Genomic DNA, 22,942 nt, shown 5'->3' on the forward strand with positions numbered 1-22,942 from the left:
CGCGCCCCGCGCCCGCGCCGCGCCCCCCGCCGGCTGCGGGCGGCGCGGCTTCGCCGCGACCGCGGGGCGCGCCCGCGGCGCGGCGTGGGGGCGCGGCGCGCCGAGCCTCTACAACGCCTTCGGCGACAAGCACGCGCTCTTCACGCGCTGCCTCGACCGCTATCTCGACGCCAACATGCGCGAGCGCATCCGCCGCCTGGAAACCGGCCTTCCGCCCCGCGCCGCGATCGAGCGCTTCCTCGAGGAAGTGGTGGCGCGCTCGCTGGCCGATCCGCGCGGCTGCCTGCTGGTGAACACGGCGCTGGAAGTCGCCCCGCATGATGCGGTGATCGCCCGGCTGGTTGCGGATCGCCTGGGCGAGCTGGAGGGCTTCTTTCACCGCTGCGTGGCCGCCGGGCAGCGCGACGGCAGCATCGCCGCGGCGCGGCCGGCGCGCGACGTGGCGCGGTTGCTGCTCACCACGATCATGGGCCTGCGCGTGCTGGCCCGCGCGCATCCGGAGCCGGCGCTGCTGAAGGGCGCCGGGCGCCAGGCGCTCAGCCTGCTCGACCCCGCCCCGCCGAACTGATCCGCGAACCGAAAGCCGAGGACCATGGCCCGCCAGCTCTACGAACTCTGCGGCACCGACGCCGCGCGCATCTTCAGCCCCTTCTGCTGGCGCAGCCGCATGGCGCTGGCGCATAAGGGCCTCGATTTCGAGAGCGTGCCCTGGCGCTTCACCGAGACGGACCGGCTCGCCTTCGCGCAGCACGAGAAGGTGCCGGTGCTGGTGGATGGCGAGCGCGTCGTCGCGGATTCCTGGGCGATCGCGCAGTATCTCGACCAGGCCTATCCGGACCGGCCGAGCCTGCTGCACGGCCATCCCGCGGGTTACCGCTTCCTCGCCGCCTGGAACGACAGCGTGGTGCTGGCCGGCATCGGCCGGATGATCGTCTCCGACATTCCCGCGCTGCTCGGCGAGAAGGAGCGCGCCTATTTCGTCGAGAGCCGCGAGAAGCGCTTCGGCATGACGCTGGAGCAGGTGACCGCCGACCGCGAGGCGCGGCTGCCGGCCTTCCGCGCGTCGCTGCAGCCGATCCGGCTGATGCTGCGCGAACAGCCCTTCTTCGGCGGGGCGGCGCCCGACTACGCGGACCATATCGTCTTCGGCAGCTTCATGTGGGCCCGCAGTTGCAGCCCGCTGCGCCTGCTGGAGCCCGACGACGCCGTGCATGCCTGGCGGGAGCGGTTGCTCGACCTGCATGGCGGCATGGCGCGCCGCGCCCCCTGCTTCGGCGGCTGAAGCGGGCCGAAGCCCGGTTGTTGGGCGGGGAGGGCACCGTTAGGCTCCCCCGATGCCACCGCCCGCAACGGACAGCGCGCAGTTCATCCCGCTCGGCGACGCCGCCGCGCGGCTGCGCGCGCTGGAAGGAAAGCTGGCCGAGGATCTCGCCTTCCTGAATCTGCCGGCGAAGCCCTGGGTGCCGGAGACGGGATTTGCGCAGGGCGAGTTGCTCGACGTCGCGATCATCGGCGGCGGGCTGAACGGGCTCTGCGCGGCGGCGGCTCTGCGGCTTGCCGGCATCGCGCGCATCGCGGTGCTGGATCGCGCGCCGGCGGGGCTGGAAGGCCCCTGGGTGACGACGGCGCGGATGAACACGCTGCGCACTGCGAAGGAAGCCGCCGGACCGGCGCTCGGCATTCCCTCGCTCACCTTCCGCGCCTGGTTCGAGGCGCAGTATGGCCGCGAGGCCTGGCAGCGCATGCTGCGCATCCCGCGCGCGATGTGGATGGACCACATTGTCTGGTACCGCCGCGTGCTGGACCTGCCCGTGCGCAACGGCATCGAGGTCACCGCCATCCGCCCGCAGGGTGGTGATGCGCCCATCGCGATCGCGTTCCTGGACGCGAACGGTGCCGGCCTCCTGCATGCCCGGCGCGTCGTGCTCGCCACCGGCATAGACGGCCTGGGCGGGCCGGCGGTGCCGGCGGTGGTCGCCTCGCTGCGCCGGAAATTCTGGGCGCATTCCTCGGACCACATCGCGATGGCGGCGCTGGCCGGCAAGCGCGTCGGCGTGGTCGGCGCCGGTGCTTCGGCGATGGACAATGCGGCGAGCGCGCTGGAGGCCGGCGCGACCTCGGTGGATCTGCTGATCCGCCGCGCGGAGATGCCCCGGGTGGACAAGTTCACCGGCATCGGCAGCAAGGGGATGGCGCATGGCTATCTCGGCCTGCCGCGCGCCGACAAATGGGCGCTGTTCCGCCTGGCCAATGCCGCGCAGCTGCCGGCGCCGCGCTCCTCCGTGCTGCGCGTATCGCGCCACCCGAATGCGCGCTTCCACTTCGCGAGCCCGATCCTGGCGGCGGAGGAGCAGGGGGGCGCGCTGCGCGTGACGACGCCGCAGGGCGTGCATCGTCTGGACTTCCTGATCCTCGCCACCGGCTTCGAGATCGCGCCGGAGACGCGGCCGGAGCTCCGCGCCGTCGCCCCGCATCTGCGCCGCTGGGCCGATGCCTTCACCCCGCCGCCTGGCGAGGAGGACGAAGGCCTCGCCGCGCATCCGGATCTCGGGCCGGGCTTCGAGTTCCAGGAGCGCGTGCCGGGCGGCTGCCCGGGCCTCGATCGCATCCACTGCTTCGCCTATCCGGCCGTGCTGAGCCACGGCAAGGTGACCAGCGGCATCCCCTCCGTCACCGAGGCCGCGCGGCGCCTGACCGAGGCGATCGCGCGCAGCCTCTTCGTGGAGGACCGTGCCAGGCTGCACGCCGCCTTCGCCGCCTATGACACGCCCGAATTGCTGGGCGACGAATGGACGCCCTGGACCGACCCGGTCGGAAAGGACAGCGATGCCGCCGCCTGAACTTCTCGTCTTCTACGGCATCTCCTCCCCTTGGGCGTATTTCGGCGCGCCGCGCGTGCGGAAGATTGCGGCGCGGCACGGCGCGCGCGTGGTGCTGCGCCCGATCCGCGTGATCGAGGCGAATGGCGGCATCCCGCTGCGCACCCGCGCGCAGCCTCGGCAGGATTATCACGCGCTGGAACTGGCGCGCTGGCGCGCGCATCTCGGCATGCCGCTGAACCTGACGCCGCGCTTCTACCCCTGCCGCACCATCGAGACCGCGGCGCAGGCGGTGATCGCGGTGCAGGAAGCGGGGCTCGACGCGCAGTCCTTCACCTTCGCCGTGCAGCGCGCGCTCTGGGCCGAGGAGCGCGACATCGCCGATGTCGCGACGCTGCAGCAGCTCGCCCGCGCCACGGTGGGGGAGGCGGGTGCCGCGCTGGTGCGCGATCCCGCGCTGCCGCGCCATGTCGCGCAATGGCAGGCCAATCTGGCTGAGGCCGAGGCGCGCGGCATCTTCGGCACGCCGACCTACATCGTGGATGGCGAGCTGTTCTGGGGCCAGGACCGGCTGGATTTCGTGGACCGCGCGCTGGCGAAGGCCGCCGCCTGATGCTGGCGCATGACGACCCCGACCTCATGGCGCGCGCCGCCGCCCTGCACGCGCGCGCCCTGGTCTTCGACGGCCTCTCCACCTGCAACTGGAGCCGCACGATCTTCCAGGAGATGCGGGACGGCGGCGTCACCGCCGTGAACGCAGCTTCCGTCCTGTGGGAGGATCTGCGCGGCGGGCTCGACAACATCCTCGCCTGGAAGCGCATGTTCGAGGAGCATGCCGACCTGATCCGCCCGGTGAGGACGGTCGCCGACATCCATGCGGCCAAGGCGGAGGGACGCACCGGCATCAGCATCGGCTGGCAGAACACCTCGCCCATCGAGGACCGGCTGCAGGACATCGCGATCTTCAAGGATCTCGGCGTCGGCATCATGCAGCTGACCTACAACACCCAGAACTATTCGGGCGCCGGCTATCTCGAACTGACGGACTCCGGCCTCACCGGCTTCGGCCGCGAGGCGGTGCATGAGATGAACCGCGTCGGCGTGCTCTGCGACCTCAGCCATGTCGGCGAGAAGACGAGCTTCGACGCCATCGCCTGGTCGAAGCAGCCGGTCTGCATCTCGCATGTCCTGCCGCGCGCGCTGCACGACGTGCCGCGCAACAAGACCGACGCGCTGCTCGCGGCCTGCGCCGAGCGCGGCGGGATCATCGGCATCAGCCTCTTCGCGCCCGGCCTGCGCGCCGGCAACGACGCGACGGTGGAGGACTACCTGGACGCGATGGCGCATGTGATCGCGCTGGTCGGCGAGGACCATGTCGGCCTCGGCTGCGACTTCAGCCTGGATCACCCGCGCCCCGGCCCGTACCAGACCTATGCCAGCCGGGACAAAGGATACGCCCGCAACCTGACGGAGTTCGCCACGGCGAAGATCAACAAGCCCCGCGGCATCCAGCGCATCCACGAGATGCCGCACATCACCGCGGCCATGCTCCGCCGCGGCTGGGGCGAGGCGACGATCCTGAAGCTGCTGGGCGGCAACTGGCTCGCGCTGCTGCAGCGCGTCTGGGGCGCGCCGGAATGAAAGAGGAGGCAAGCAACATGCTCTCACGTCGCATCCTGCTCGGCGCATCCGGCGCGGCGCTCGCGCTGCCCGCGGCGGCGCAGGAGGCCTGGTCTCCGACGCGCCCCGTGCGCATCATCGTGCCCTTCCCGCCGGGGCAGGGCGGGCACTTTATCATGCGCTGGTTGGCGCTGCGCCTGCCCCCGGGGCTCGGCCAGCCCGTGGTGGTCGAGAACCGGCCCGGCGCCGGCGGCACCGTCGGCATGGAATACGCCGCCAACCAGCCAGCCGACGGCACCGCGGTGGTGATGGGCGGGAGCGGCCCGACCACCATCGCGCCGAGCCTCTATCCGCGCCTCGGCTACGACCCGCTGAAGGACATGACGCCGATCGCGCTGATCGCCTCCGTCCCGCAGCTCTTCGTGGTCAACAAGGACTTTCCGGTGAACACGATCGGGGAGCTGGTGGCGCGGGCGCGCGCCAATCCGGGCGCGATCTTCTACGCATCCTCCGGCAACGGCACGACGCAGCACCTGAACATGGAGCTGTTCGCCAGCATGACCGGCGTGCAGCTGACGCATGTGCCCTATCGCGGCTCCGGCCCGGCGCTCGCGGACCTCATCGCGGGCCAGGTGCCGCTGATGTCGGACACGCTGGCCGCGCTGACCGGCCCGGTGCGCGGCGGCCAGGTGCGCGCCATCGGCGTCACCTCGGCGGAGCGCTCGCCCTTCTTCCCCGATGTGCCGACCATCGCGGAGCAGCATGTGCCGGGCTACGCCTCCGTCGGCTGGATCAGCCTGCTCGGCCCGCGCGGCCTGCCCGATCCGATCGCGGCGCGCTTTGAGCAGGAGATCGGGAAGATCCTGCGCCAGCCGGAAGTGCGCGAACGCCTGGCGACCGCGGCCTTCACGACCACCTTCCTCGATCGCCGCGCCTTCGCCGCCTTCATCGCCAGCGAGACGGCGAAGTGGCGGGAGGTGGTGCAGAAGGCCGGCGTGAAGCTGGACTGACCCGCGCCGCGGCACGGCGGCGACCCCTTCCTTTGCGCCGCGCCGCGCCCTAGCCTTCGTTCCGCGAGCCCGGCGAACGGGACGCGGTGCCGGCGCCATCGCGCGCGGCAGGCAAGGGGGAAGGAAACCGTCATGCTGCGTCTCAGCGTGAACGGGCGCACGACCGAGGTCGAGGTGGACCCGGCGACGCCCTTGATCTTCGTGCTTCGCAACGACCTGGAACTCAACGGACCGAAGCTGGGCTGCGGGCGCGCGCAATGCGGCGCCTGCACCGTGCTGGTGGATGGGCGCGCCGTGCGCTCCTGCCAGATGCGGGCGGGCGACGCGGTCGGCCATGCCGTCACCACGCTGGAAGGGCTCGGCACGCCCGACCGGCCGCATCCGCTGCAGACGGCCTTCATCGCCGAACAGGCGGCGCAGTGCGGCTACTGCACCAACGGCATGATCATGCAGGCCGCGGCGCTGCTGCAGGAACGCCCCGCCAGCCTGGACGAGGCGACGGTGAAGGAGGTGCTGGACCACAATCTCTGCCGCTGCGGCACGCAGCCGCGCGTGGTGCGCGCGGTGCTGCGCGCGGCGAACGGGCGGGGGGCCTGACCATGGGCGCCGAGATGCCGTCCCGCCGCGCCCTGCTGGGCGCCTTCGCCGCCGGTGCCGCCGGCCTCGCCATCGGCTTCCGCTGGCAGGAAGCAGCCGGACAGGCCGCGCCGGCCCCGGTCACGCCGATGCTGCGCAGCAATCCGCGCCTCGACAGCTGGGTGCGCATCACCCCCGATGGGCGCATCGTCGTGCTCACCGGGCGGGTCGAGCTGGGGCAGGGCGTGCTGACCGCCATGCGCCAGATCGCCGCCGAGGAGCTGGATGTCGCGCCCGACCGGATCGAGCTGATCTCCGGCGACACCGCGCAGACCGCGAATGAGGGCGTCACGGCCGGCAGCCAGTCCATCCGCTACGGCGGCGAGGCGCTCGGCGTCGCCTGCGCGGATGCGCGCGCCACGCTGCTCGGCGTCGCCGCGACGCAATGGAGCATGGAGCGCGCGGCGCTCGGCGTCCGCGACGGCGTGATCGAGGGGCTGGGCGGCCGGCGCATGACCTATGCCGAGGCCGCGTCCCATGTCTCGCTGGTGCGGCCGGTGGACACGACCGCGCGGCGCAAGCCGCCGATGGCGGCGACGCTGATCGGCACCTCCATGCCGCGCACGGACATCCCGGCGAAGGTGTTCGGGCAGCAGGTCTTCATCCACGACATGCGGCCCGAGGGGATGCTGTTCGGCGCCGTGGCGCGGCCGCCCGGCTATGCGGCGAAGCTCGTCTCGCTCGACATGGACTGGGCGCGCGGCCTGCCGGGCGTGGCGGCCGTGGTGCGCGACGGGTCGTTCGTCGGCGTCGTCGCGCGGCGCGAGGAACAGGCCAACGACGCGGCGCGGAAGATCGTCGCTGCCGCACGCTGGCAGGACGGTGCGGCGCTGTTCGGCGGCAAGGCGGTGTTCGACCATCTGCTGAGCGCACCGGCCGAGACCCGCACCATCCACACGACGGATGCCGGCCCCGCCGGCGCGCGCAGCCACCGGGCCGAGTATCGCCGCGGCTTCCAGGCGCATGCCTCGATCGGTGCTTCCTGCGCGCTCGCCCGCTGGGATGACGGGCGCCTCACCGTCTGGTCGCACACCCAGGGGCCGTTCCCGCTGCGCGGCGACCTGGCGCGCGGCCTGCGCCTGCAGCCGGATACGATCCGCGTGATCCATGCGCAGGGCTCGGGCTGCTACGGGCATAACGGCGCGGACGACGTCGCGCTGGATGCGGCGCTGCTCGCCCGCGCCGTGCCGGGCAAGCCCGTGCGGGTCCATTGGACGCATGAGGAGGAGATGGTGTGGGAGCCCTGGGGCTCCGCCATGATCGTGCGGCTGGAGGCCGGGCTCGGCGCCGACGGCGGCCTCGCCTCCTGGTCGCATGATGTCTGGTCCTTCCCGCATTCGACGCGTCCCGGCGGCCGGGAAGGCTGCAACCTGCGCTCGGCCTGGTATCTGGAGAACCCAGTGCCGCCGCCGCGCGCGACCGACGGCGCGCTGCCGAACGGCGCCGCGGCGCGCAACGCGGTGCCGATCTATGCGGTGCCGGGACAGAAGGTGACCACCCATTTCCATGCGGAGATGCCGGTGCGCACCTCCGCGCTGCGCACCCTCGGCGGCTACTTCAACGTGGTCGCCGCCGAGATGTTCATGGACGAGTGCGCGGCGATCGCAGGGCAGGACCCGGTCGCCTACCGCCTGCGCCACCTGCAGAATCCGCGCCTCGTCGCGGTGCTGCGACGCGCCGTGGAGATCTCGGGCTGGCAGCCGCGCCCCGTGACGCTCGGGCGCGGACGCGCGCAGGGGACGGAACTGGTCGGCACGGGCGTTGGGCTGTCGAAATACAAGAACTCCGACAGCCATGTGGCGGTGGTGGCGCGGGTCGCCGTGGATGTCGGCAGCGGCGCGGTGCGCGTGCAGCGGATGTGGGCGGCGACAGAGGCCGGGCGCGCGGTGAACCCGGACGGCATCACCAACCAGATCGAGGGCGGGATGGTGCAGTCCGCGTCCTGGACGCTGATAGAGGAGGGCCGCTGGGATGCGCAGCGCATGACCAGCGAGGACTACCACGCCTATCCGATCATCGGCTTCGGCCAGGTGCCGCCGATCGAGAGCGTGCTGATCGATCGGCCGGACCTGCCCGCGCTCGGCGTGGGTGAGGGCAGCCAGGGACCGACGGGCGCCGCGATCGCGAATGCGATCCTGGCTGCGACGGGCCGGCACGTGCCGGAGGTGCCCTTCACGCCGGAGCGCGTGCTGGCAGCGCTGCGCGGGTAAGGCCCGATGACCGAAGGGGCGCAAGCCCCGGAGGTCTGAATCGGTCCGCCACGTGAATGGCGACCCGATGACCGAAGGGGCGCAAGCCCCGAAGGTCTGAATCGGCCCGCCCCATAGGCAAGGCCCGATGACCGAAGGGGCGCAAGCCCCGAAGGTCTGAATCGGCCCGCCCCACAGGCAAGGCCCGATGACCGAAGGGGCGCAGGCCCCGGAGGTCTGAATCGGTCCGCTCAGGAAAGCCAACTCACCGCCGGCCGAGGATCTTCCATATCCCGCTGGCGGTGAGCACGTCGGTGCCCTCCGAGGTCAGCGCGCCGCGCAGGAAGATCACCGACATCGTCCGGCGCACCACGATGCCGCGCGCCTCGATGAAATGGCCCGGCCGTGCCGGGGAGAGGTAGTGCAGGTCGAGCTGGATCGTCGCGACCGGCTGGTCTCCCGCGGCACGACGCGCCACCCGGCCCATCGTGTGATCCACATAGGTCGCGAGGATGCCGCCATGCACGACGCCGAGGCCATTGGCCTGGGTGGCGTCGGTCTCGAAGCCATAGGCGATGCCCTCGCCCTCCTCGCGTTCCCAATGCCGCAGCATCACCGGCGGCAGGGCCGGGTCGTCGAAGGGCTTCCAGCCCATCGCCGCGGGATCGAACGGCATGCCAGGCACCTCTGCGCGCGGGGGGCGCGAGCGCGACAGCATCATACGTCGCCGCGCCCCGCAACCGACCTACGATTGCGCATGGCCGCCGTGATTCGTCCAGACGGCGAAGCGCTCGTTACGTCGCCGTCGCGCGCGGCGCGGCGCGGCGCTCCCGCGCATGGCGCAGCAGCGCCAGGCCGCGATACACGCCATGGACCATCTTGCTGTACGGCATCGCGACGAACAGCGCGAGCACCAGGCCGAAATGCAGCGCGAGCAGCAGGCCCATCGCGCCGGTGTGGCGCAGCGCCAGCAGCAGCAGCCCGGTCGAACCGACGAGGAACAACAGGACCAGCATGGCGTATTCGCCGCCCATGAGCTGGCGCGCGACCGGGACCGGGTCGGTGATCACCTTCACCCAGACAAGCCCTGCCGTGCCGATGCAGAGCAGCACGCCGCCCCAGGTGCCGAGCTGCACCGGCAGGCTCCAGAAGGCATGCGGCGATTTCCAGCCGAGGACGTGGTGATAGACGGCGCCCGTGCAGGTCGCCGCGAAGCACAGCAGGAAGCCGTAGAACATCGCCTGGTGCAGCCAGCGGCGATGCATCGCGAAGCTGTCGTCGAGGTCGTTGCAGCCATGCCCGCCGCCGCCGAGGTTGCGGAGCGTGAGGATGTCCACCGTCGCATCCACCGCCGCCGCCTTCGGCACCGGTCCCGCGCCGCCGGCCGTGCCACGCCAGTAGCGGATGCCGCCCATGGTCATCGCCAGGATTGCATAGCCGAAGGTCGCACCGGCCAGCAGGTTGATCAGCCAGAGCGGGATGATGCGGAAGAAGGCGCCCTGGCCGGTCTGCGGCGTATAGAGCACCGCCGGGTCCTTCAGCGCGACCGTGGCCAGCAGCACCAGCGTCACGATCAGCGCCGCGGCGAGCGAGACGACGGTGCCGTTGCGCTCGAACAGGCGGCCCATCGGCGCGGGCCAGGCATGCGCCGCGTAGCTCTCTTGGCGGATCTGCGCGAAGGTCGCGGGGATGTTGATCTCGAAGGGATGCGGCGGCGCGTATTGGCAGGCGTGGTAGCAGCCCTTGCAGCCATGGCAGAGATTCGCCAGGTGCGTCAGATCGCCCTCGCTGAAGTCCCGCCGCATCGCCATGGCCGGGAACACCGCGCAATAGCTCTCGCAATAGCGGCAGGCGTTGCAGACCTGCATCTGCCGCCAGGCATCCTGCATCGCCTCGCTGGGGGCGCCGGCGGGTGCGGCTTCAGTTGCGGACATGGCGCGCGGCCTCCTCGCCGGCGATGCGGCCGAACACGGTGCCGAGCGTCATCCCGAAGCCCGCCAGGTAGCCCTGGCCGAGGATGTTGCCGGACATGATCTCGCCGGATGCGAACATGTTGGCCGATGGCTTGCCGTCCGCCATCAGCACGCGCGCGCGGTCGTTCACCTTCAGCCCGAGGAAGGTGAAGGTGATGCCGGTGCGCAGCGGATGCAGGATGAAGGGCGGCTTCTCGATGCGCCGCGCCCAGTGGCTCTTCGGTGGCGTCAGCCCCTCGGTGCGGCAATCGTCGGGCACCATGGGGCGGAAGGTGCCGGGGCGCACGGCGGCGTTGTATTCCGCCACCACGCGTTCGAGCTTCGCGCCGTCGATGCCGGCCATCGCGGCGACCTCGGCGATGGTGTTCGCCTTGTAGGGCGGGAAGACGCTCGGCAGGTAGTCGAGCTCGGCCTGGCTGTCGGTGATGGCGAAGGCGCATTGCCCGGGCTGCTGCGCGATCAGGCGGCCCCAGATCGCGTAGCGCTTCGGCCAGACATCCTCGCCCTCGTCGTAGAAGCGCTCGACATTTCGGTTCACCGCGATGGCGAAGGGGATGCAGTCGAGCCGCATGGCCAGCCCCCCAGCCTCCATCGGCGCGCGGGCGTCGTTGGCGACAGCATGGAACTGCGTGGGGTCGCCCACCTCCTGCACGCCCTGGTCCAGCAGGTCGCGCAGCACGCGGCCCTGGGCATAGGGCGTGCCGCGGATCTGGAACTCGTCGGCAGCGCTGCCCCAGTACTGCCGCAGCCATTCGCGGTTCGCCTGGAACCCGCCGGAGGCCGCGACCAGCGCCTTGAAGCGGATGCGTTCGGGGAAGCCCTTGTGGGAGACGATGGCCTCGGTCGCGAAGCCGTCCTGCACCGAGATGTGCTGCACTTCCGTGTCGTACAGGATCTCGACCCCGAGCGTCGTCGCGGTGCGGTACAGCGCGTTCAGCAGCGCCTTGCCGCCGCCGAGGAAGAAGGCGTTGGTGCGCGAGAGCGAGAGCGTGCCCGACAGCGAGGGCTGGAAGGTGACGCCGCAGGAGGCGAGGAAGGCGGGCGCGTGCTGGGAGGCGCGGATGCACATGCGCGCCAGGTGCTCGTCGGTCTTGCCGCCGGTCACGCGCAGCAGGTCGTCCCAGTATTCCTCTTCCAGATAGCTTTCGGTCTGCACGTCGGTCGGCGCCGGGTGCAGGGCGCGGAGGTTGCGCGTGTGGCGGGAATTGCCGCCGCGCATGGGCGGGGGCGCGTGCTCGGCCAGGATCACCGAGGCGCCGGCCCGCCGCGCCTCGATGGCGGCGCAGAGCGCCGCGTTGCCGCCGCCGGCGACCAGGACGTCATAGGTCCGGGAGAAGTCGGGCATGGGGTCCCCGCGATTTCCGCTGGCCTTGTATCCAGTTGTATCCCATGATGTCCAGAGCCATGGACCTGCCCCCCGCGCCGCCGCCCGGCCTGCCGCATGCCCCCCGGGACCTCGGCCAGGAAGCCTATGACCGCATCCGCGACGCGGTGCGGGAGGGGCTGCTCGCGCCCGGCCTGCGGCTGACCGAGACCGATCTCGCCACCCGCTTCGGCGTCTCGCGCACGCCCGTCCGCCAGGCGATCGCGCGGCTCGAGGCGGAGGGGCTGCTCACCCGCGACCCGCGCCGCGGCCTGGCCGTGACGCGCCCCGACCACCAGCAGGTGGTCGAGCTCTATGTGATGCGGGAAATCCTGGAGGGCGCGGCCGCGCGCCTCGCCGCGCAGCACGCCACTGAGACCGAGTTCGACGCCATGGCCGAGCTGATCGAGGCCGAGCCCGCCGCCTTCGAGGATCCGGCCGCGCTGTCGGAGCTCAACCAGCGCATCCACGGCATGCTTTATCTGGCCGCGCATAATCGCTACCTGCTGCGCAGCCTGGAGCAGATCTCCACCACCATCGCGCTGCTGCCGACGCTGCTGACGCTCGGCGGGCGCGCCGCCGCGGCCCATGCCGAGCACGGCGCCATCCTGGCCGCGCGCCGCCGGCGCGCCGGCGACGCGGCCGAGGCGGCGGCGCGCGGACACGCCCGCGCGGCCCAGCGCCACCGCCTCGCCTGGCTCGGCCGGGCGGTCGGCATGCCGGTGGCCGCGCCCGTGGCACGGCGGCCGGAGCGATGAGCGGCATGGGCGCCCCGCCGGATCACGGGCTGCTGCCCGGCTTCGAGGCCCTCGACATCGAGACCTCCGGCGGCGCGCGCATCCATCTGCGCCATGCGGGGCAGGGGCCGCCGCTGCTGCTGCTGCACGGCAATCCGCAGACCCATGTCTGCTGGCACCGCATCGCCCCGCGCCTCGCGGAGCGCTTCCACGTCGTCGCCGCCGACCTGCGCGGCTATGGCGACAGCACGGGACCCGACCCGGCAACGACGGAGAACTACAGCTTCCGCGCCATGGCGCGGGACCAGGTGGAGGTGATGCAGGCGCTCGGCCATGAGCGCTTCTTCCTGGCCGGGCACGACCGCGGCGCGCGCGTCGGCCACCGCATGGCGCTCGATCACCCCGACCGGGTGCTGCGCCTGGCGCTGCTCGACATATTGCCGACGCTGCATGTGTGGCGGAACGCCTCGGCCGAATGGGCCATGAAGTCCTGGCACTGGGTCTTCATGCCGCAGGAAGGCGACCTGCCCGAGACGATGCTCGAGAGCGTGCCGGCGCGCTGGTACATGGAACGGAAGATCGGCAAGAAGGGCGTCGGCCTCTCGATCTTCCACCCGCGGGCCTTCGAAGAGTATGTCCGCTGCTTCACGTCCAAGACGATCCGCGCCTCCTGCGCCGACTACCGGGCGGCGGCGACGGTGGACCGGGCGATGGACGAGGCGGATGTCGCGGCCGGCCGGCGGATCGCCTGCCCGACGCTGGTGCTGTTCGGCGGCGGCAGCCACACCGGGCAGGTCTTCGACGACGTGACCGCGGCCTGGCGGGACTACGCCACGGAGCTGGTCGGCGTGCGCCTGCCTTGCGGCCATTACGTGCCCGAACACGCCCCGGAGGAGACCCTGGCCTGGTTCCTCGAATTCTTCGGCGCCGGTCCCGCTTGACACGCCCTCCGGGGCCGCGCCATGCGACAACAGACAGAACGCGACACGGGAGGCTCATAAATGGGTAGCGACTTCGAGGCCCGCGGGCCCGGGCGGCGCAGGCTGCTCCAGGGGACCGCGGCACTTGGTGTGGCCACGCTGCTGCCGGCGGCGGCCGTGCGGGCGCAGACCAACTTCGCCGGCAAGACGATCGAATGGGTGATCCCCTTTGCCGAGGGCGGCGGCAGCGATGTCTGGGCGCGGTTCATGTCGCCCTACCTGGCGAAATACCTGCCGGGGCGGCCGAGCGTGATCGTGCGCAACGTGCCGGGCGGCGGCTCCATCACCGGCACCAACGATTTCTACCAGCGCGCGCGCAACGATGGCTCGACCTTCATCGGTACCTCGGGTTCCACGCAGTTCCCCTTCCTGCTGGGCGACCGGCGGGTGCGCTACGACTATCGCAACATGCCGCCCATCCTGGTCTCGCCGACCGGCGGCGTGGTCTACCTGCCGGCGCGCTTCAACGTCGCGAACGCCCGCGAGCTCGGCAAGATCAAGGACCAGGAGCTGGTCTATGGCAGCCAGGGCGCGACCTCGCTCGACCTGGTGCCGATGCTGGCGTTCCACCTGCTCGGCCTGAAGGTGCGCCATGTCTTCGGCATGCGCGGCCGCGGCGAGGGCCGGCTGGCGCTGGAGCGGGGCGAGGCGACGATCGACTACCAGACCTCCTCCGCCTTCCTGACCCAGGTGCGCCCGATGATCCAGGCCGGCAATGTGGTGCCGCTCTTCTCCTGGGGCGTGCTGGATGCGCAGGGCAACGTGGCGCGCGACCCGACCTTCCCGGACCTGCCGCACTTCGTCGAAGCCTATGAGATGATGCATGGCCGGAAGCCCTCCGGCGTCGAGTACAACGCCTATCTCGCCTTCTTCGGCTCGGGCTTCGCGGCCCAGAAGCCGGCGATGCTGCCGCGCGGCACCGCGCCCGAGATCGTCGCCACCTACCGCCGCGCCTTTGCCGAGGCGGTCGCCGATCCCGACCTGCAGGCGAAGAAGGAGGAGGTGCTCGGCGACTACGAGCAGGCGGTGGGCGACAACATCCAGCGACTCTACGAGGTTGCGACGACCATCGACGCGGATGCGCGCGAATGGGTGCGCAACTTCCTCAGCACCAACCACAACGTGCGCTTCTGACGCACCTGGCCGCCGGCGCGGGCCGGCGGCCTCCACAGGGAGACCATGCCATGTTCCGCATCGGGAGGCGCGCCCTGCTGGGCGCCGCCGCAGGCGCAGCCGTCCTGCCCGGCCGCGCCGGCGCGCAGGTGAGCTTCGCAGGCCGCACGATCGAGTTCGTCATTCCCTTCGCCGAGGCCGGCGGCAGCGACGTGTGGGCGCGGTTCCTCGCGCCCTACATCGCGAAATACCTGCCCGGCCAGCCCACCATCATCATCCGCAACATCCCAGGCGGCGGCTCGATCACCGGCGCCAACGAGTTCGCGCAGCGCGCGCGGCCGGACGGGCTCAGCTTCTTCGGCTCCTCCGCCTCCACCCAGCTGCCCTTCCTGCTGGGCGACCGGCGCGTCCGCTACGACTATGCGAACTGGGTGCCGATGATCGTCTCGCCGACCGGCGGCGTGGTCTATGTCTCCTCCCGCACCGGGATCACGCGCGGCGACCAGATCGCCCAGCTCAAGGACAAGGAGCTGATCTTCCCGAGCCAGGGCGCGACGGGCCTCGACATCGTGCCGATCCTCGCGCTGCACATGCTCGGGCTGAAGGTGCGCTACGTCTTCGGCATGCGCGGCCGCGGCGATGCGCGGCTGGCCGTGGAGCGCGGCGACGCCTCGATCGACCACCAGACGACGCCCGCCTGGCTGACCCAGGTGGTGCCGATGGTGCAGTCCGGCGCGGCGGTGCCGCTCTTCTCCTACGGCGTGCAGGACGAGAACGGGAAGATCGTGCGCGACCCCTCCTTCCCGGAAATCCCGACCTTCGAGGAGGTCTATCAGGCGATGCAGGGCAAGGCGCCCTCCGGCGCCGAGTACGACGCCTACCTCGCCTGCGCGGTCTCCGCCTTCGCCGGCCAGAAGCCGGCCGTGCTGCCGAAGGAGACGCCGGCGCCGATCATCGCGGCCTATCGCAAGGCCTGCGAGGATGCGGTGAAGGACCCCGAGCTGATCGCGCGTCGCGGCGACATCCTGGGCGACTACCGCCAGGCCGTGGGGCCGGCCGCCGATCGTCTCTACGCCACCGCGACCAGCATCTCGCCCGAGGCGCGGGCCTGGGTGCGGCAGTTCCTGACCACCAACCACAACGTCCGCTTCTGAGACTGCCCGGCGCGCGCCGGGGAAAGGCCTTTCGCCATGATGGACATCATCCTCGGCGCGCTGCTCGAACTGCTCACGGTCGAGCGTCTCATGTTCATGATGCTCGGCGTCAGCGTGGGGCTGGTGATCGGGGTGCTGCCCGGTCTCGGCGGCATCGCCGGCCTCTCCCTGCTGCTGCCCTTCATCTACGGCATGGACGCGACCTCGGCGCTCGCCATGCTGATCGGGCTGATCGCGGTCATCCCGACCTCCGACACCTTCTCCTCCGTGCTGATGGGCATACCGGGCTCCTCGGCCTCGCAGGCGACGGTGCTGGACGGCTTCCCGCTGGCGCGGCAGGGGCAGGGGGCGCGGGCGCTCTCGGCCGCCTTCACCGCCTCGATGATCGGCGGCTTCTTCGGCGCGCTGGTGCTGACCTTCTCGGTGATGGCGGCGCGGCCGATCATCCTGCTGTTCGGCTCGGCCGAGCTCTTCATGCTGACGCTGTTCGGGCTTTCCACGGTGGCCGCGCTCTCGGGCGGCAACCTGGCGAAGGGCGTCGCCTCGGCCTGCCTCGGGCTCGCCTTCGGCATGATCGGCGCGGCGCCGGCCACCGGCGAATACCGGATGGACTTCGACACGCTCTACCTCAGCGACGGCCTGCCGCTGGTGATCGTGGGCCTCGGCATCTTCGCCCTGCCTGAGCTGTTCAACCTGCTGCGCAGCGGCGGCGCCATCGCGCAGCACAACCCGATGGGCACCGGCTGGCTGCAGGGCGTGCGCGACGTGTTCCGCAACCCCTGGCTCGTGCTGCGCTGCTCGGGCATCGGCGCGCTGATCGGCGCGATACCGGGCATCGGCGGATCGGTCGTGGACTGGATCGCCTACAGCCATGCGATGCAGACCTGCAAGGACACGCGCAACTTCGGCAAGGGCGACATCCGCGGCGTGATCGCGCCGGAAAGCGCCAACAACGCCACGCAGGGCGGCGCGCTGTTGCCGACGCTGCTGTTCGGCATTCCGGGCTCCGGCTCGATGGCGATCTTCCTGGCCGGGATGATCCTGATCGGGCTGCAGCCCGGGCCCGCCATGGCGGACCGCAACCTCGACGTCACCTATGTGATCATCTGGTCGCTCGCGATCGCGAATTTCGCGGGCACGCTCATGTGCATCCTGCTCGCGCCTGGCATCGCGAGGCTGACCACGATCCGCTACGCGCTGATCGCGCCCTTCATGATCATGATCATCAGCTTCGCCGCCTTCCAGGCGACGCGCAGCGTCTACGACATGATCGCGCTCTTCGCCGTGGGCATCCTCGGCCTGTTCCTGCGGCGCTTCGGCTGGTCGCGGCCGGCCTTCCTGATCGGCTTCGTGCTGTCGCTCGGCGCGGAGCGCTATCTCTACCAGGCGGTGCAGTTCTCCGGCTTCGACTTCCTGACCCGGCCGGTCGCGCTGATCATCCTGGCGCTGACGATCCTCTCGCTCTGGGCGGGTCTGCGGCGGAGCCAGGCGGCGGTGAACACCGAAGGCGCGGCGGACGAATCCCGCGCGACGGTGCTGACGCCGCAGATCATCTTCACGGTCCTGCTGCTCGCCTTCTTCGGCTGGGTGATGTTCGAGGGGCTGCAGAACTCCTACCTCGCGGCGCTGATGCCGGCCGTGGTGGCGAGCGTCGGCGGCGTCTCGGTGCTCTACGTGCTGGGCATGCAGGCACGCGGCGCCAAGGCGGCGGGCACGACCAACTTCGACCAGGAAGCCCATGCCACGGATTCCGGCCCCTGGCCCTTCGTCGGCTGGGCGCTCGGCTTCCTCGGGCTGACGCTGCTGGTCGGCTTCTTCGCCGCGCTCACGCTGTTCTTCCTCGCCTTCCTGCGCATCGTCGCGCGCTGCGGCTGGCTGCAGACGCTGCTGCTGACCGCGGCAGCCTGCGGCTTCATCCTGCTGATGGCGCACTCCCTCAACCTGGTCTTCCCCGGCGGCCTGCTGCAGGACCTCTACGACCTGCCCTGGCCCTTGCGCTGAGAACACCGTCCATGACGCTCCAGACCGCGATCCCCTGCACCTTCATGCGCGGCGGCACCAGCCGCGGCCCCTACTTCCTGCGCTCCGACCTGCCGGAGGACCGGGAGACGATGGGGCAGGTGATCCTCGCCGCCGTCGGCTCCCCCGATGCGCGCCAGATCGACGGCATCGGCGGCGCGACCACGCTGACGACGAAGGTCGCCATCGTGTCGAAGGCCGCGCCGGGGCAGACGCAGCAGATCGACTACCTCTTCGCCCAGCCCGCCGTGGACCGCGCCTTCGTGGATTGGGGCCCGACCTGCGGCAACATGCTGGCCGGCGTGGGCCCCTTCGCGATCGAGAGCGGCCTGATCCCGGCCGAGGAGGGCGAGACGAAGGTGCTGATCCGCGCCGTCAACACCGGCGCGCTGATCGAGGCCGTGGTGCAGACCCCCGGCCGCCGCGTGCGCTACGACGGCGACACGGCGATCGCCGGCGTGCCCGGCACCGCCGCGCCGATCCTGCTGAACTTCGCCGACGCCGTGGGCGGCGCGACGGGCAAGCTGATGCCGACCGGCAATCCGCTCGACCGCATCGAGGGCGTGGACGTCACCTGCCTCGATGTCTGCATGCCCGTGGTGATCGCGCGCGCGAAGGACCTCGGCAAGACGGCGCGGGAGACGGCGAAGGAACTCGACGCCGACAAGGCGTTCATGGCGCGCATCGAGACGATCCGCCGCGCCGCGAGCCTCGCGATGGGCATGGGCGATGCGGAAGGCCGCGTGATCCCGAAATTCGCCATGGTCGCGGAGCCCGCGACGCCCGGCGGCTCGGTCCTCGCGCGCTACTTCACCCCGCTCGCCTGCCATGAGGCGATGGCGGTGACGGGCGGCATCTGCATCGCCTCCGCCTGCAAGCTGCCCGGCACGGTGGCGCAGGGCCTCGCGCGCGTCACCGACGCGATGCGCGAGGAGGTGGTGATCGAGCATCCCACGGGCACGATGGAGGCGGTGATCAGCATGGCGACCGGCGCCGACGGCAAGCCGACCATCGCCGCCGGCGGCACGCTGCGCACCGCGCGCATGCTGATGAAGGGCGAGGTCTACGTGCCCGGCCGCGTCTGGGCCGGGAAGTAGGAAGCCGGCTCCACGCCGCAGAACCGCGCGATCTCCTCCGGGCGCTCGAAGAAGGCATCCGGCGCCTCGGCGCGCAGCCGGGCCGGATGCGCATAGCCCCAGGCGACCGCGCCGGCCGCCATGCCCACCGCGCGCGCCGCGGCGATGTCGCGCAACTCGTCGCCGACGGCCAGCGCCTGGCCTGCCGGCATCCCGGCCGCGCGCAGGATGCGACGGAACCGCGCGGCCTTGCCGAACAGGCCCGCTTCCGCCGCGAGATGCCCGATCCGCGCGCAGAGCGCCGGTCCGAGCGTCCGGCGGATCTGCGGCGCCGAGTTGGAGCTTGCGATGCCGAGCACGACGCCTGCGGCGGCCAGGCGCTCGAGCATCTCTGGGATGCCGGGGAACAGCGGCGGGGGCGGCGCTTCCCGGGCGAGCCGCCGCAACTCGACGGCAATCGCCGGCAACCGCCATCGCGCGACGCCGAGCCGCCGCAGGGCCGCCGCCGTGTCCTCGGCGCGCAGCGCCTCGACCTCCGCGTGGCTCGGCGGGGCGAGGCCGTGGCGCGGGGCCAGCGCCTCCAGCGCCTGCAGAAGCCAGGGCCAGGTGTCCGCCAGCGTGCCGTCGAAGTCGAGGATGACGAGGCGAGGGCGCAGGCCGCGGTCTCCGCTGTCAGGCTGGGCGATGCTCTGTCTGGCAGGGTCAGGGGCTGTAAGGAAGGTGCCGGGCTGGCTCAACAATCGACCGGAACGGAATTGCATTTCTTGAGGAATATCTGACAGTAAACGAAGTATAAACCACCCACAACATTGTGATAAGATGTGATGAACGGCGGTAAATATAGCACCGCTGATTGACGCGCATAGGTTGTTCACCCCTTTCTAACGACCAATTGATAGTGGCGGTTGCCACATCGGTCGTTTCAAGGGAACTGATCCATGCAGCAGCCCGGATTCCTCGGCCAATACTCCTGGGAACTCGTCGAGGAGGGATCGGAAACGGCTTCGGCCGCTGCCGTGCCGCCGCCGGCGAACAACGCCCAGAACGGCGGCGGGGAGCTTCTGGCCGCGCTGTTCGCGGCCGTTCCGCAGCCCGCCGACACCACCGATGTTGCGACCGCTTCAGGCTTCGAGGCGACGCAGGTGCCGGCCGGGGACAGCGCGTCGCATGGCGGCGCCTGCGCATGCGGCGCCTGCGCGATGCCCGGCTACGACGATGCGGCGCTCAACGGCTTTCCCGCCACCGACCTGGCGGCCGGACCCGAGGGTGCCGTGATCGACGCCGCCGTCGCGCGCGATGCCGTGCCGACGGGCGGCGTCGGCATCGCCTATGGCGACACCTTCAAGCTGCACAGCAATCCCGGCTCCAAGCTGACCGTCTATCTCGACTTCGACGGCCACACGACGACCGGCACCGCCTGGAATTCCTACTGGGGCAACACGAGCTTCTATTCCTCGGCCTTCTCGACCGACAGCTCCGAGACCTTCAGCGCCAGCGAATTGCTGCGTATCCAGCAGATCTGGGCGCGCGTCGCCGAGTATTTCTCGCCCTTCAACGTGAATGTCACGACCGAGGATCCGGGCCTCGAGGCGCTGCGCTACACCGGCAGCTCCGACCAGGCCTACGGGATCCGGGTGGTGATCACCGACGAGGGCGGCAAGAACTTCGGCGGCATCGCCTACAAGAACAGCTTCATGTGGAATGTGGACACGCCCGTCTTCGTCTATGCGAACCGGCTGGCCGACAACGTGAAGTCCATCGCCGACGCCGCCGCGCACGAGATCGGCCACTCCATGGGCCTCGACCATGACGGGCGGAACGCCTCCGAATACTATTACGGCCACGGCTCGGGCGCGACCGACTGGGCGCCGGTCCTCGGCGTCGGCTACAACGCCAACATCGTCCAGTGGAGCAAGGGCGAGTACAGCGGCGCCTCGAACACCCAGGACGACCTCAGCATCATCACCACGCGCAACGGCGCCGTGACCTATCGCGCCGACGACCACGGCAACACCTTCAGCACCGCGACCGCGCTCGGCGGCAGCGTCGCGGGCGGGGTCGCGACGGTCGAGACCTTCGGCGTCATCACCGGCTCCGGCAGCCGCAACGACGTGGACATGTTCAGCTTCCGCATGGGCGGCAGCGGCGCCATCGACCTCACCGTCTCGGCCTGGACGCGCGCCTATGTCAGCGGATCGGCCACGCCGGTCTACACCGCCTCGCCCTTCAGCATGCTGGACGTGGCGATGACCCTGTACAACGAGAAGTTCCAGCAGGTCGCCGCCTGGAACGACGTGGCGCGCATCGACGGCGTTCTGAAGCTCTCCGGGCTTACCGCCGGCACCTACTACCTGGCGCTCGACGGCGTCGGGATCGGCGATCCGATGGCCGCGACGCCCACCGGCTACACCGAATACGGCTCGCTCGGGCAGTACATGATCCGCGGCACCTACACGGTGACGGACAGCGGCGGCAGCGGCGGCACCACGGGCGGCACGAGCAGCGGCACGAGCAGCGGCACGGGCACTGGCACGGGGACCGGCACGGGCGGCGGCACCACCGACACCTCCGGCGGCGGCACCACCAGCGATCCGGGCGTCTCCGGCGGCGCCAAGGCGCTCACCGTGGATCGCACCAGCCTGACGACGACCGAAGGTGCGACGGAATCCTTCACGCTGCGCGCCACCGGCGCGACCGGCGACGTGGCGGTCTCGATCGGGGGGCTGAACACCGCCGAAGGCAAGCTGGCCGCCGGCCAGGTCCTGCTGAACGCGGGCAACAACTGGACCGCGGTCGTCGGCATCACCGGCGTCGAGAACCGCAACGCCGAGGGCGATGTCGCCTACAGCCTTTCGCTCAGCGCGGACGGCTACGCCGTGCAGACCGTGAGCGTGCTCAGCAAGGACGACGACATCGCCGCCCGCGAGGCCGGCACCGTGGTCGGCAGCTACAAGAACAATCCGGGCGTCAGCAGCCGTACGGTCACGCAGCAGAGCGCCGACGACGGCAAGGCCACCACCTGGCGCGAAGGGATCTTCCGCGACGGGACGGCGGGGCTCGAGCTGCGCTGGCAGTTCGACGGGCTCGAGGCCGGTGACAAGCTGGTCCAGCTCGATGCCTGGTCCGCCGACGAGCAATTCCGCTTCGAATACTCGGTAGACGGCGCCTCCACCTGGCAGCGCTTCGCCGGCACCAGCGACGGCGCGCTCGCCTGGAACGGCAACTACCTCGCGACCGGCGTGGACACGAGCCTGTGGGTACGCCTGCTCGACACGGTGCGCAGCGGCGACAGCAAGGCGTCGACGATCGCGCTCGACCTGATCACCGTCACCAATGCGCCGACCGGGTCCGGTTCGGGCGGGGGCACGGGCGATGGCGGCAGCGGGTCGGGCAGCGGCGACACGGGCACCGGCGGCGGCGGCACGGGCACGGGCGGCGGCGGGTCTGGCAGCGGCGATGCGGGCGGCGGCGGCTCGGCCGGCCCGTCCCTGATCCTCGATCGCACGGCGCTCACCACCACCGAGGGCGGCTCGGCGAGCTTCGCCCTGCGCGCCGCGGGCGCGACGACCGACGTGCTGGTCTCGATCGGCGGCCTCGATGCGACCGAGGGCCGGCTCGCCGCCTCCGAGGTGCTGCTCAACGAGGCGAACGGCTGGAGCGCCACGATCGAGGTCGCCGGGCTCGAGGACCGCGACGCGGACGGCAACGTCGCCTACACCCTCAGCTTCGACGCCGAAGGCTTCGGCACCCGGACGCTGGCGGTGACCAACATGGACGACGACGTCGCCCCCGATGCGCGCGCCTCGGCCGTCGGCAGCTACGCGACGCGCCCGAGCAACAGCAACCACAGCCTGACCGCCACTTCCTCGGACGACGGCAGCGCGACGCTCTGGGCCGAAGGCGTCTTCGCCGATGGCAGCGCGGGCCTCGACATCCGCTGGAAGTTCTCCGGCCTCACCGCCGGCAACAAGCTGGTCCAGGTGGATGCCTGGTCGGCCGCGGAGGCGTTCCGCTTCGAGTATTCGACGGACAACGCCGCGAGCTGGCGCCGCTTCGAAGGCGCGCCCGACAGCCAGCTGGAGTGGAACGGCGATCTCCTCGCCACCGGCGTCGGCTCGACGATGTGGGTGCGGCTCGTGGACACCGACCGCAGCGACACGACCGTGGACCGGCTCTGGGTGGACCTCCTCACCGTGACGGCCGCGCCGGACCAGATCTTCGCCTGAGCGGAACCGGCGCGGCCTGCGCCGCGC

At 71.2% G+C, this 22,942-nt stretch carries 19 protein-coding genes; 15 read left to right on the forward strand and 4 right to left on the reverse strand.

The window, feature by feature from the left end:
- The 8 genes from AC1MIR_RS03675 to AC1MIR_RS03710 all read left to right on the forward strand — a co-directional run.
- Positions 1–568, forward strand: a 568-nt coding sequence (locus AC1MIR_RS03675; RefSeq protein ID WP_480026826.1) for a TetR/AcrR family transcriptional regulator, incomplete at its 5' end; no start/stop codon positions are given.
- 24 nt (positions 569–592) lie between these two features.
- On the forward strand, positions 593–1,282 hold the full coding sequence (locus AC1MIR_RS03680; RefSeq protein WP_480026827.1) for a glutathione S-transferase family protein: 690 nt from the start codon (positions 593–595) through the stop codon (positions 1,280–1,282).
- Between the two features lie 52 nt (positions 1,283–1,334).
- Entirely contained in the window at positions 1,335–2,840 is a 1,506-nt protein-coding gene (locus tag AC1MIR_RS03685; protein ID WP_480026828.1) for an FAD-dependent oxidoreductase, read from the forward strand.
- Positions 2,827–3,432: a DsbA family protein gene (locus AC1MIR_RS03690; RefSeq protein WP_480026829.1), complete on the forward strand. Its 606-nt coding sequence runs from the start codon at positions 2,827–2,829 to the stop codon at positions 3,430–3,432. The genes AC1MIR_RS03685 and AC1MIR_RS03690 overlap by 14 nt, the downstream gene beginning before the upstream one ends.
- Positions 3,432–4,460, forward strand: a complete 1,029-nt coding sequence (locus AC1MIR_RS03695; protein ID WP_480026830.1) for a membrane dipeptidase — start codon at positions 3,432–3,434, stop codon at positions 4,458–4,460. The genes AC1MIR_RS03690 and AC1MIR_RS03695 overlap by 1 nt, the downstream gene beginning before the upstream one ends.
- A gap of 17 nt (positions 4,461–4,477) precedes the next feature.
- Entirely contained in the window at positions 4,478–5,449 is a 972-nt protein-coding gene (locus AC1MIR_RS03700; RefSeq protein WP_480026831.1) for a Bug family tripartite tricarboxylate transporter substrate binding protein, read from the forward strand.
- Positions 5,450–5,581: 132 nt separating this feature from the next.
- Positions 5,582–6,046 (forward strand): (2Fe-2S)-binding protein, encoded by a 465-nt coding sequence (locus tag AC1MIR_RS03705; RefSeq protein ID WP_480026832.1) that lies wholly within the window; start codon positions 5,582–5,584, stop codon positions 6,044–6,046.
- 14 nt (positions 6,047–6,060) lie between these two features.
- Positions 6,061–8,295 carry a xanthine dehydrogenase family protein molybdopterin-binding subunit gene (locus AC1MIR_RS03710; protein WP_480026833.1) on the forward strand — a complete coding sequence of 745 codons (2,235 nt, stop codon included), beginning with the start codon at positions 6,061–6,063 and terminating at the stop codon, positions 8,293–8,295.
- Between the two features lie 244 nt (positions 8,296–8,539).
- Here the strand turns inward: AC1MIR_RS03710 and AC1MIR_RS03715 are convergent, their stop codons facing one another.
- The 3 genes from AC1MIR_RS03715 to tcuA form a co-directional block, all read right to left on the reverse strand.
- A complete protein-coding gene (locus AC1MIR_RS03715) occupies positions 8,540–8,950 on the reverse strand; it encodes a PaaI family thioesterase (protein WP_480026834.1) in 411 nt (136 codons plus the stop codon).
- 118 nt (positions 8,951–9,068) lie between these two features.
- Entirely contained in the window at positions 9,069–10,208 is a 1,140-nt protein-coding gene (gene tcuB, locus AC1MIR_RS03720; protein ID WP_480026835.1) for a tricarballylate utilization 4Fe-4S protein TcuB, read from the reverse strand.
- Positions 10,195–11,592, reverse strand: coding sequence for an FAD-dependent tricarballylate dehydrogenase TcuA (tcuA, locus tag AC1MIR_RS03725; RefSeq protein WP_480026836.1), 1,398 nt, complete (start codon positions 11,590–11,592; stop codon positions 10,195–10,197). The genes tcuB and tcuA overlap by 14 nt, the downstream gene beginning before the upstream one ends.
- Before the next feature lie 59 nt (positions 11,593–11,651).
- Between tcuA and AC1MIR_RS03730 the strand changes: the two genes are divergently transcribed.
- From AC1MIR_RS03730 to AC1MIR_RS03755, 6 genes are read left to right on the forward strand one after another with little or no spacing between them, the layout of a single operon-like run.
- Complete coding sequence (locus tag AC1MIR_RS03730; protein WP_480026837.1) at positions 11,652–12,368, forward strand: GntR family transcriptional regulator; 717 nt, start codon at positions 11,652–11,654, stop codon at positions 12,366–12,368.
- A 5-nt stretch (positions 12,369–12,373) separates the two neighbouring features.
- The gene (locus tag AC1MIR_RS03735) at positions 12,374–13,288 is read left to right on the forward strand and encodes an alpha/beta fold hydrolase (protein WP_480026838.1); all 915 of its coding nucleotides are present in this window, start codon (positions 12,374–12,376) and stop codon (positions 13,286–13,288) included.
- A gap of 60 nt (positions 13,289–13,348) precedes the next feature.
- Positions 13,349–14,461 (forward strand): Bug family tripartite tricarboxylate transporter substrate binding protein, encoded by a 1,113-nt coding sequence (locus AC1MIR_RS03740; protein ID WP_480026839.1) that lies wholly within the window; start codon positions 13,349–13,351, stop codon positions 14,459–14,461.
- 50 nt (positions 14,462–14,511) lie between these two features.
- Positions 14,512–15,594: a Bug family tripartite tricarboxylate transporter substrate binding protein gene (locus AC1MIR_RS03745; protein ID WP_480026840.1), complete on the forward strand. Its 1,083-nt coding sequence runs from the start codon at positions 14,512–14,514 to the stop codon at positions 15,592–15,594.
- A gap of 36 nt (positions 15,595–15,630) precedes the next feature.
- Complete coding sequence (locus AC1MIR_RS03750; protein ID WP_480026841.1) at positions 15,631–17,595, forward strand: tripartite tricarboxylate transporter permease; 1,965 nt, start codon at positions 15,631–15,633, stop codon at positions 17,593–17,595.
- An 11-nt stretch (positions 17,596–17,606) separates the two neighbouring features.
- Complete coding sequence (locus AC1MIR_RS03755) at positions 17,607–18,710, forward strand: 4-oxalomesaconate tautomerase (protein ID WP_480026842.1); 1,104 nt, start codon at positions 17,607–17,609, stop codon at positions 18,708–18,710.
- Here AC1MIR_RS03755 and AC1MIR_RS03760 read toward each other — a convergent pair.
- A complete protein-coding gene (locus tag AC1MIR_RS03760) occupies positions 18,677–19,450 on the reverse strand; it encodes an HAD hydrolase-like protein (RefSeq protein ID WP_480026843.1) in 774 nt (257 codons plus the stop codon). The two genes, AC1MIR_RS03755 and AC1MIR_RS03760, sit on opposite strands and share 34 nt — an antisense overlap.
- 177 nt (positions 19,451–19,627) lie before the next feature.
- On the opposite strand from AC1MIR_RS03760, the gene AC1MIR_RS03765 reads away from it, so the two are divergent.
- Entirely contained in the window at positions 19,628–22,915 is a 3,288-nt protein-coding gene (locus tag AC1MIR_RS03765; RefSeq protein WP_480026844.1) for a zinc-dependent metalloprotease family protein, read from the forward strand.
- The last annotated feature ends 27 nt before the right edge of the window (positions 22,916–22,942 follow it).

Source organism: Falsiroseomonas sp. RANM36 (assembly GCF_056682175.1).

What these genes read in the sequence shown, in the direction of transcription:
- AC1MIR_RS03750 (WP_480026841.1), top strand. Translation starts at nt 15,631, where the DNA reads ATGATGGACATCATCCTCGGCGCGCTGCTCGAACTGCTCACGGTCGAG.
- AC1MIR_RS03705 (WP_480026832.1), top strand. Translation starts at nt 5,582, where the DNA reads ATGCTGCGTCTCAGCGTGAACGGGCGCACGACCGAGGTCGAGGTGGAC.
- AC1MIR_RS03700 (WP_480026831.1), top strand. Translation starts at nt 4,478, where the DNA reads ATGCTCTCACGTCGCATCCTGCTCGGCGCATCCGGCGCGGCGCTCGCG.
- AC1MIR_RS03715 (WP_480026834.1), bottom strand. Translation starts at nt 8,950, where the DNA reads ATGCCGTTCGATCCCGCGGCGATGGGCTGGAAGCCCTTCGACGACCCG.
- AC1MIR_RS03740 (WP_480026839.1), top strand. Translation starts at nt 13,349, where the DNA reads ATGGGTAGCGACTTCGAGGCCCGCGGGCCCGGGCGGCGCAGGCTGCTC.
- tcuA (WP_480026836.1), bottom strand. Translation starts at nt 11,592, where the DNA reads ATGCCCGACTTCTCCCGGACCTATGACGTCCTGGTCGCCGGCGGCGGC.
- AC1MIR_RS03685 (WP_480026828.1), top strand. Translation starts at nt 1,335, where the DNA reads ATGCCACCGCCCGCAACGGACAGCGCGCAGTTCATCCCGCTCGGCGAC.
- AC1MIR_RS03755 (WP_480026842.1), top strand. Translation starts at nt 17,607, where the DNA reads ATGACGCTCCAGACCGCGATCCCCTGCACCTTCATGCGCGGCGGCACC.
- AC1MIR_RS03680 (WP_480026827.1), top strand. Translation starts at nt 593, where the DNA reads ATGGCCCGCCAGCTCTACGAACTCTGCGGCACCGACGCCGCGCGCATC.
- AC1MIR_RS03735 (WP_480026838.1), top strand. Translation starts at nt 12,374, where the DNA reads ATGGGCGCCCCGCCGGATCACGGGCTGCTGCCCGGCTTCGAGGCCCTC.
- AC1MIR_RS03730 (WP_480026837.1), top strand. Translation starts at nt 11,652, where the DNA reads ATGGACCTGCCCCCCGCGCCGCCGCCCGGCCTGCCGCATGCCCCCCGG.
- AC1MIR_RS03695 (WP_480026830.1), top strand. Translation starts at nt 3,432, where the DNA reads ATGCTGGCGCATGACGACCCCGACCTCATGGCGCGCGCCGCCGCCCTG.
- AC1MIR_RS03745 (WP_480026840.1), top strand. Translation starts at nt 14,512, where the DNA reads ATGTTCCGCATCGGGAGGCGCGCCCTGCTGGGCGCCGCCGCAGGCGCA.
- AC1MIR_RS03760 (WP_480026843.1), bottom strand. Translation starts at nt 19,450, where the DNA reads ATGCAATTCCGTTCCGGTCGATTGTTGAGCCAGCCCGGCACCTTCCTT.
- AC1MIR_RS03765 (WP_480026844.1), top strand. Translation starts at nt 19,628, where the DNA reads ATGCAGCAGCCCGGATTCCTCGGCCAATACTCCTGGGAACTCGTCGAG.
- AC1MIR_RS03710 (WP_480026833.1), top strand. Translation starts at nt 6,061, where the DNA reads ATGCCGTCCCGCCGCGCCCTGCTGGGCGCCTTCGCCGCCGGTGCCGCC.
- AC1MIR_RS03690 (WP_480026829.1), top strand. Translation starts at nt 2,827, where the DNA reads ATGCCGCCGCCTGAACTTCTCGTCTTCTACGGCATCTCCTCCCCTTGG.
- tcuB (WP_480026835.1), bottom strand. Translation starts at nt 10,208, where the DNA reads ATGTCCGCAACTGAAGCCGCACCCGCCGGCGCCCCCAGCGAGGCGATG.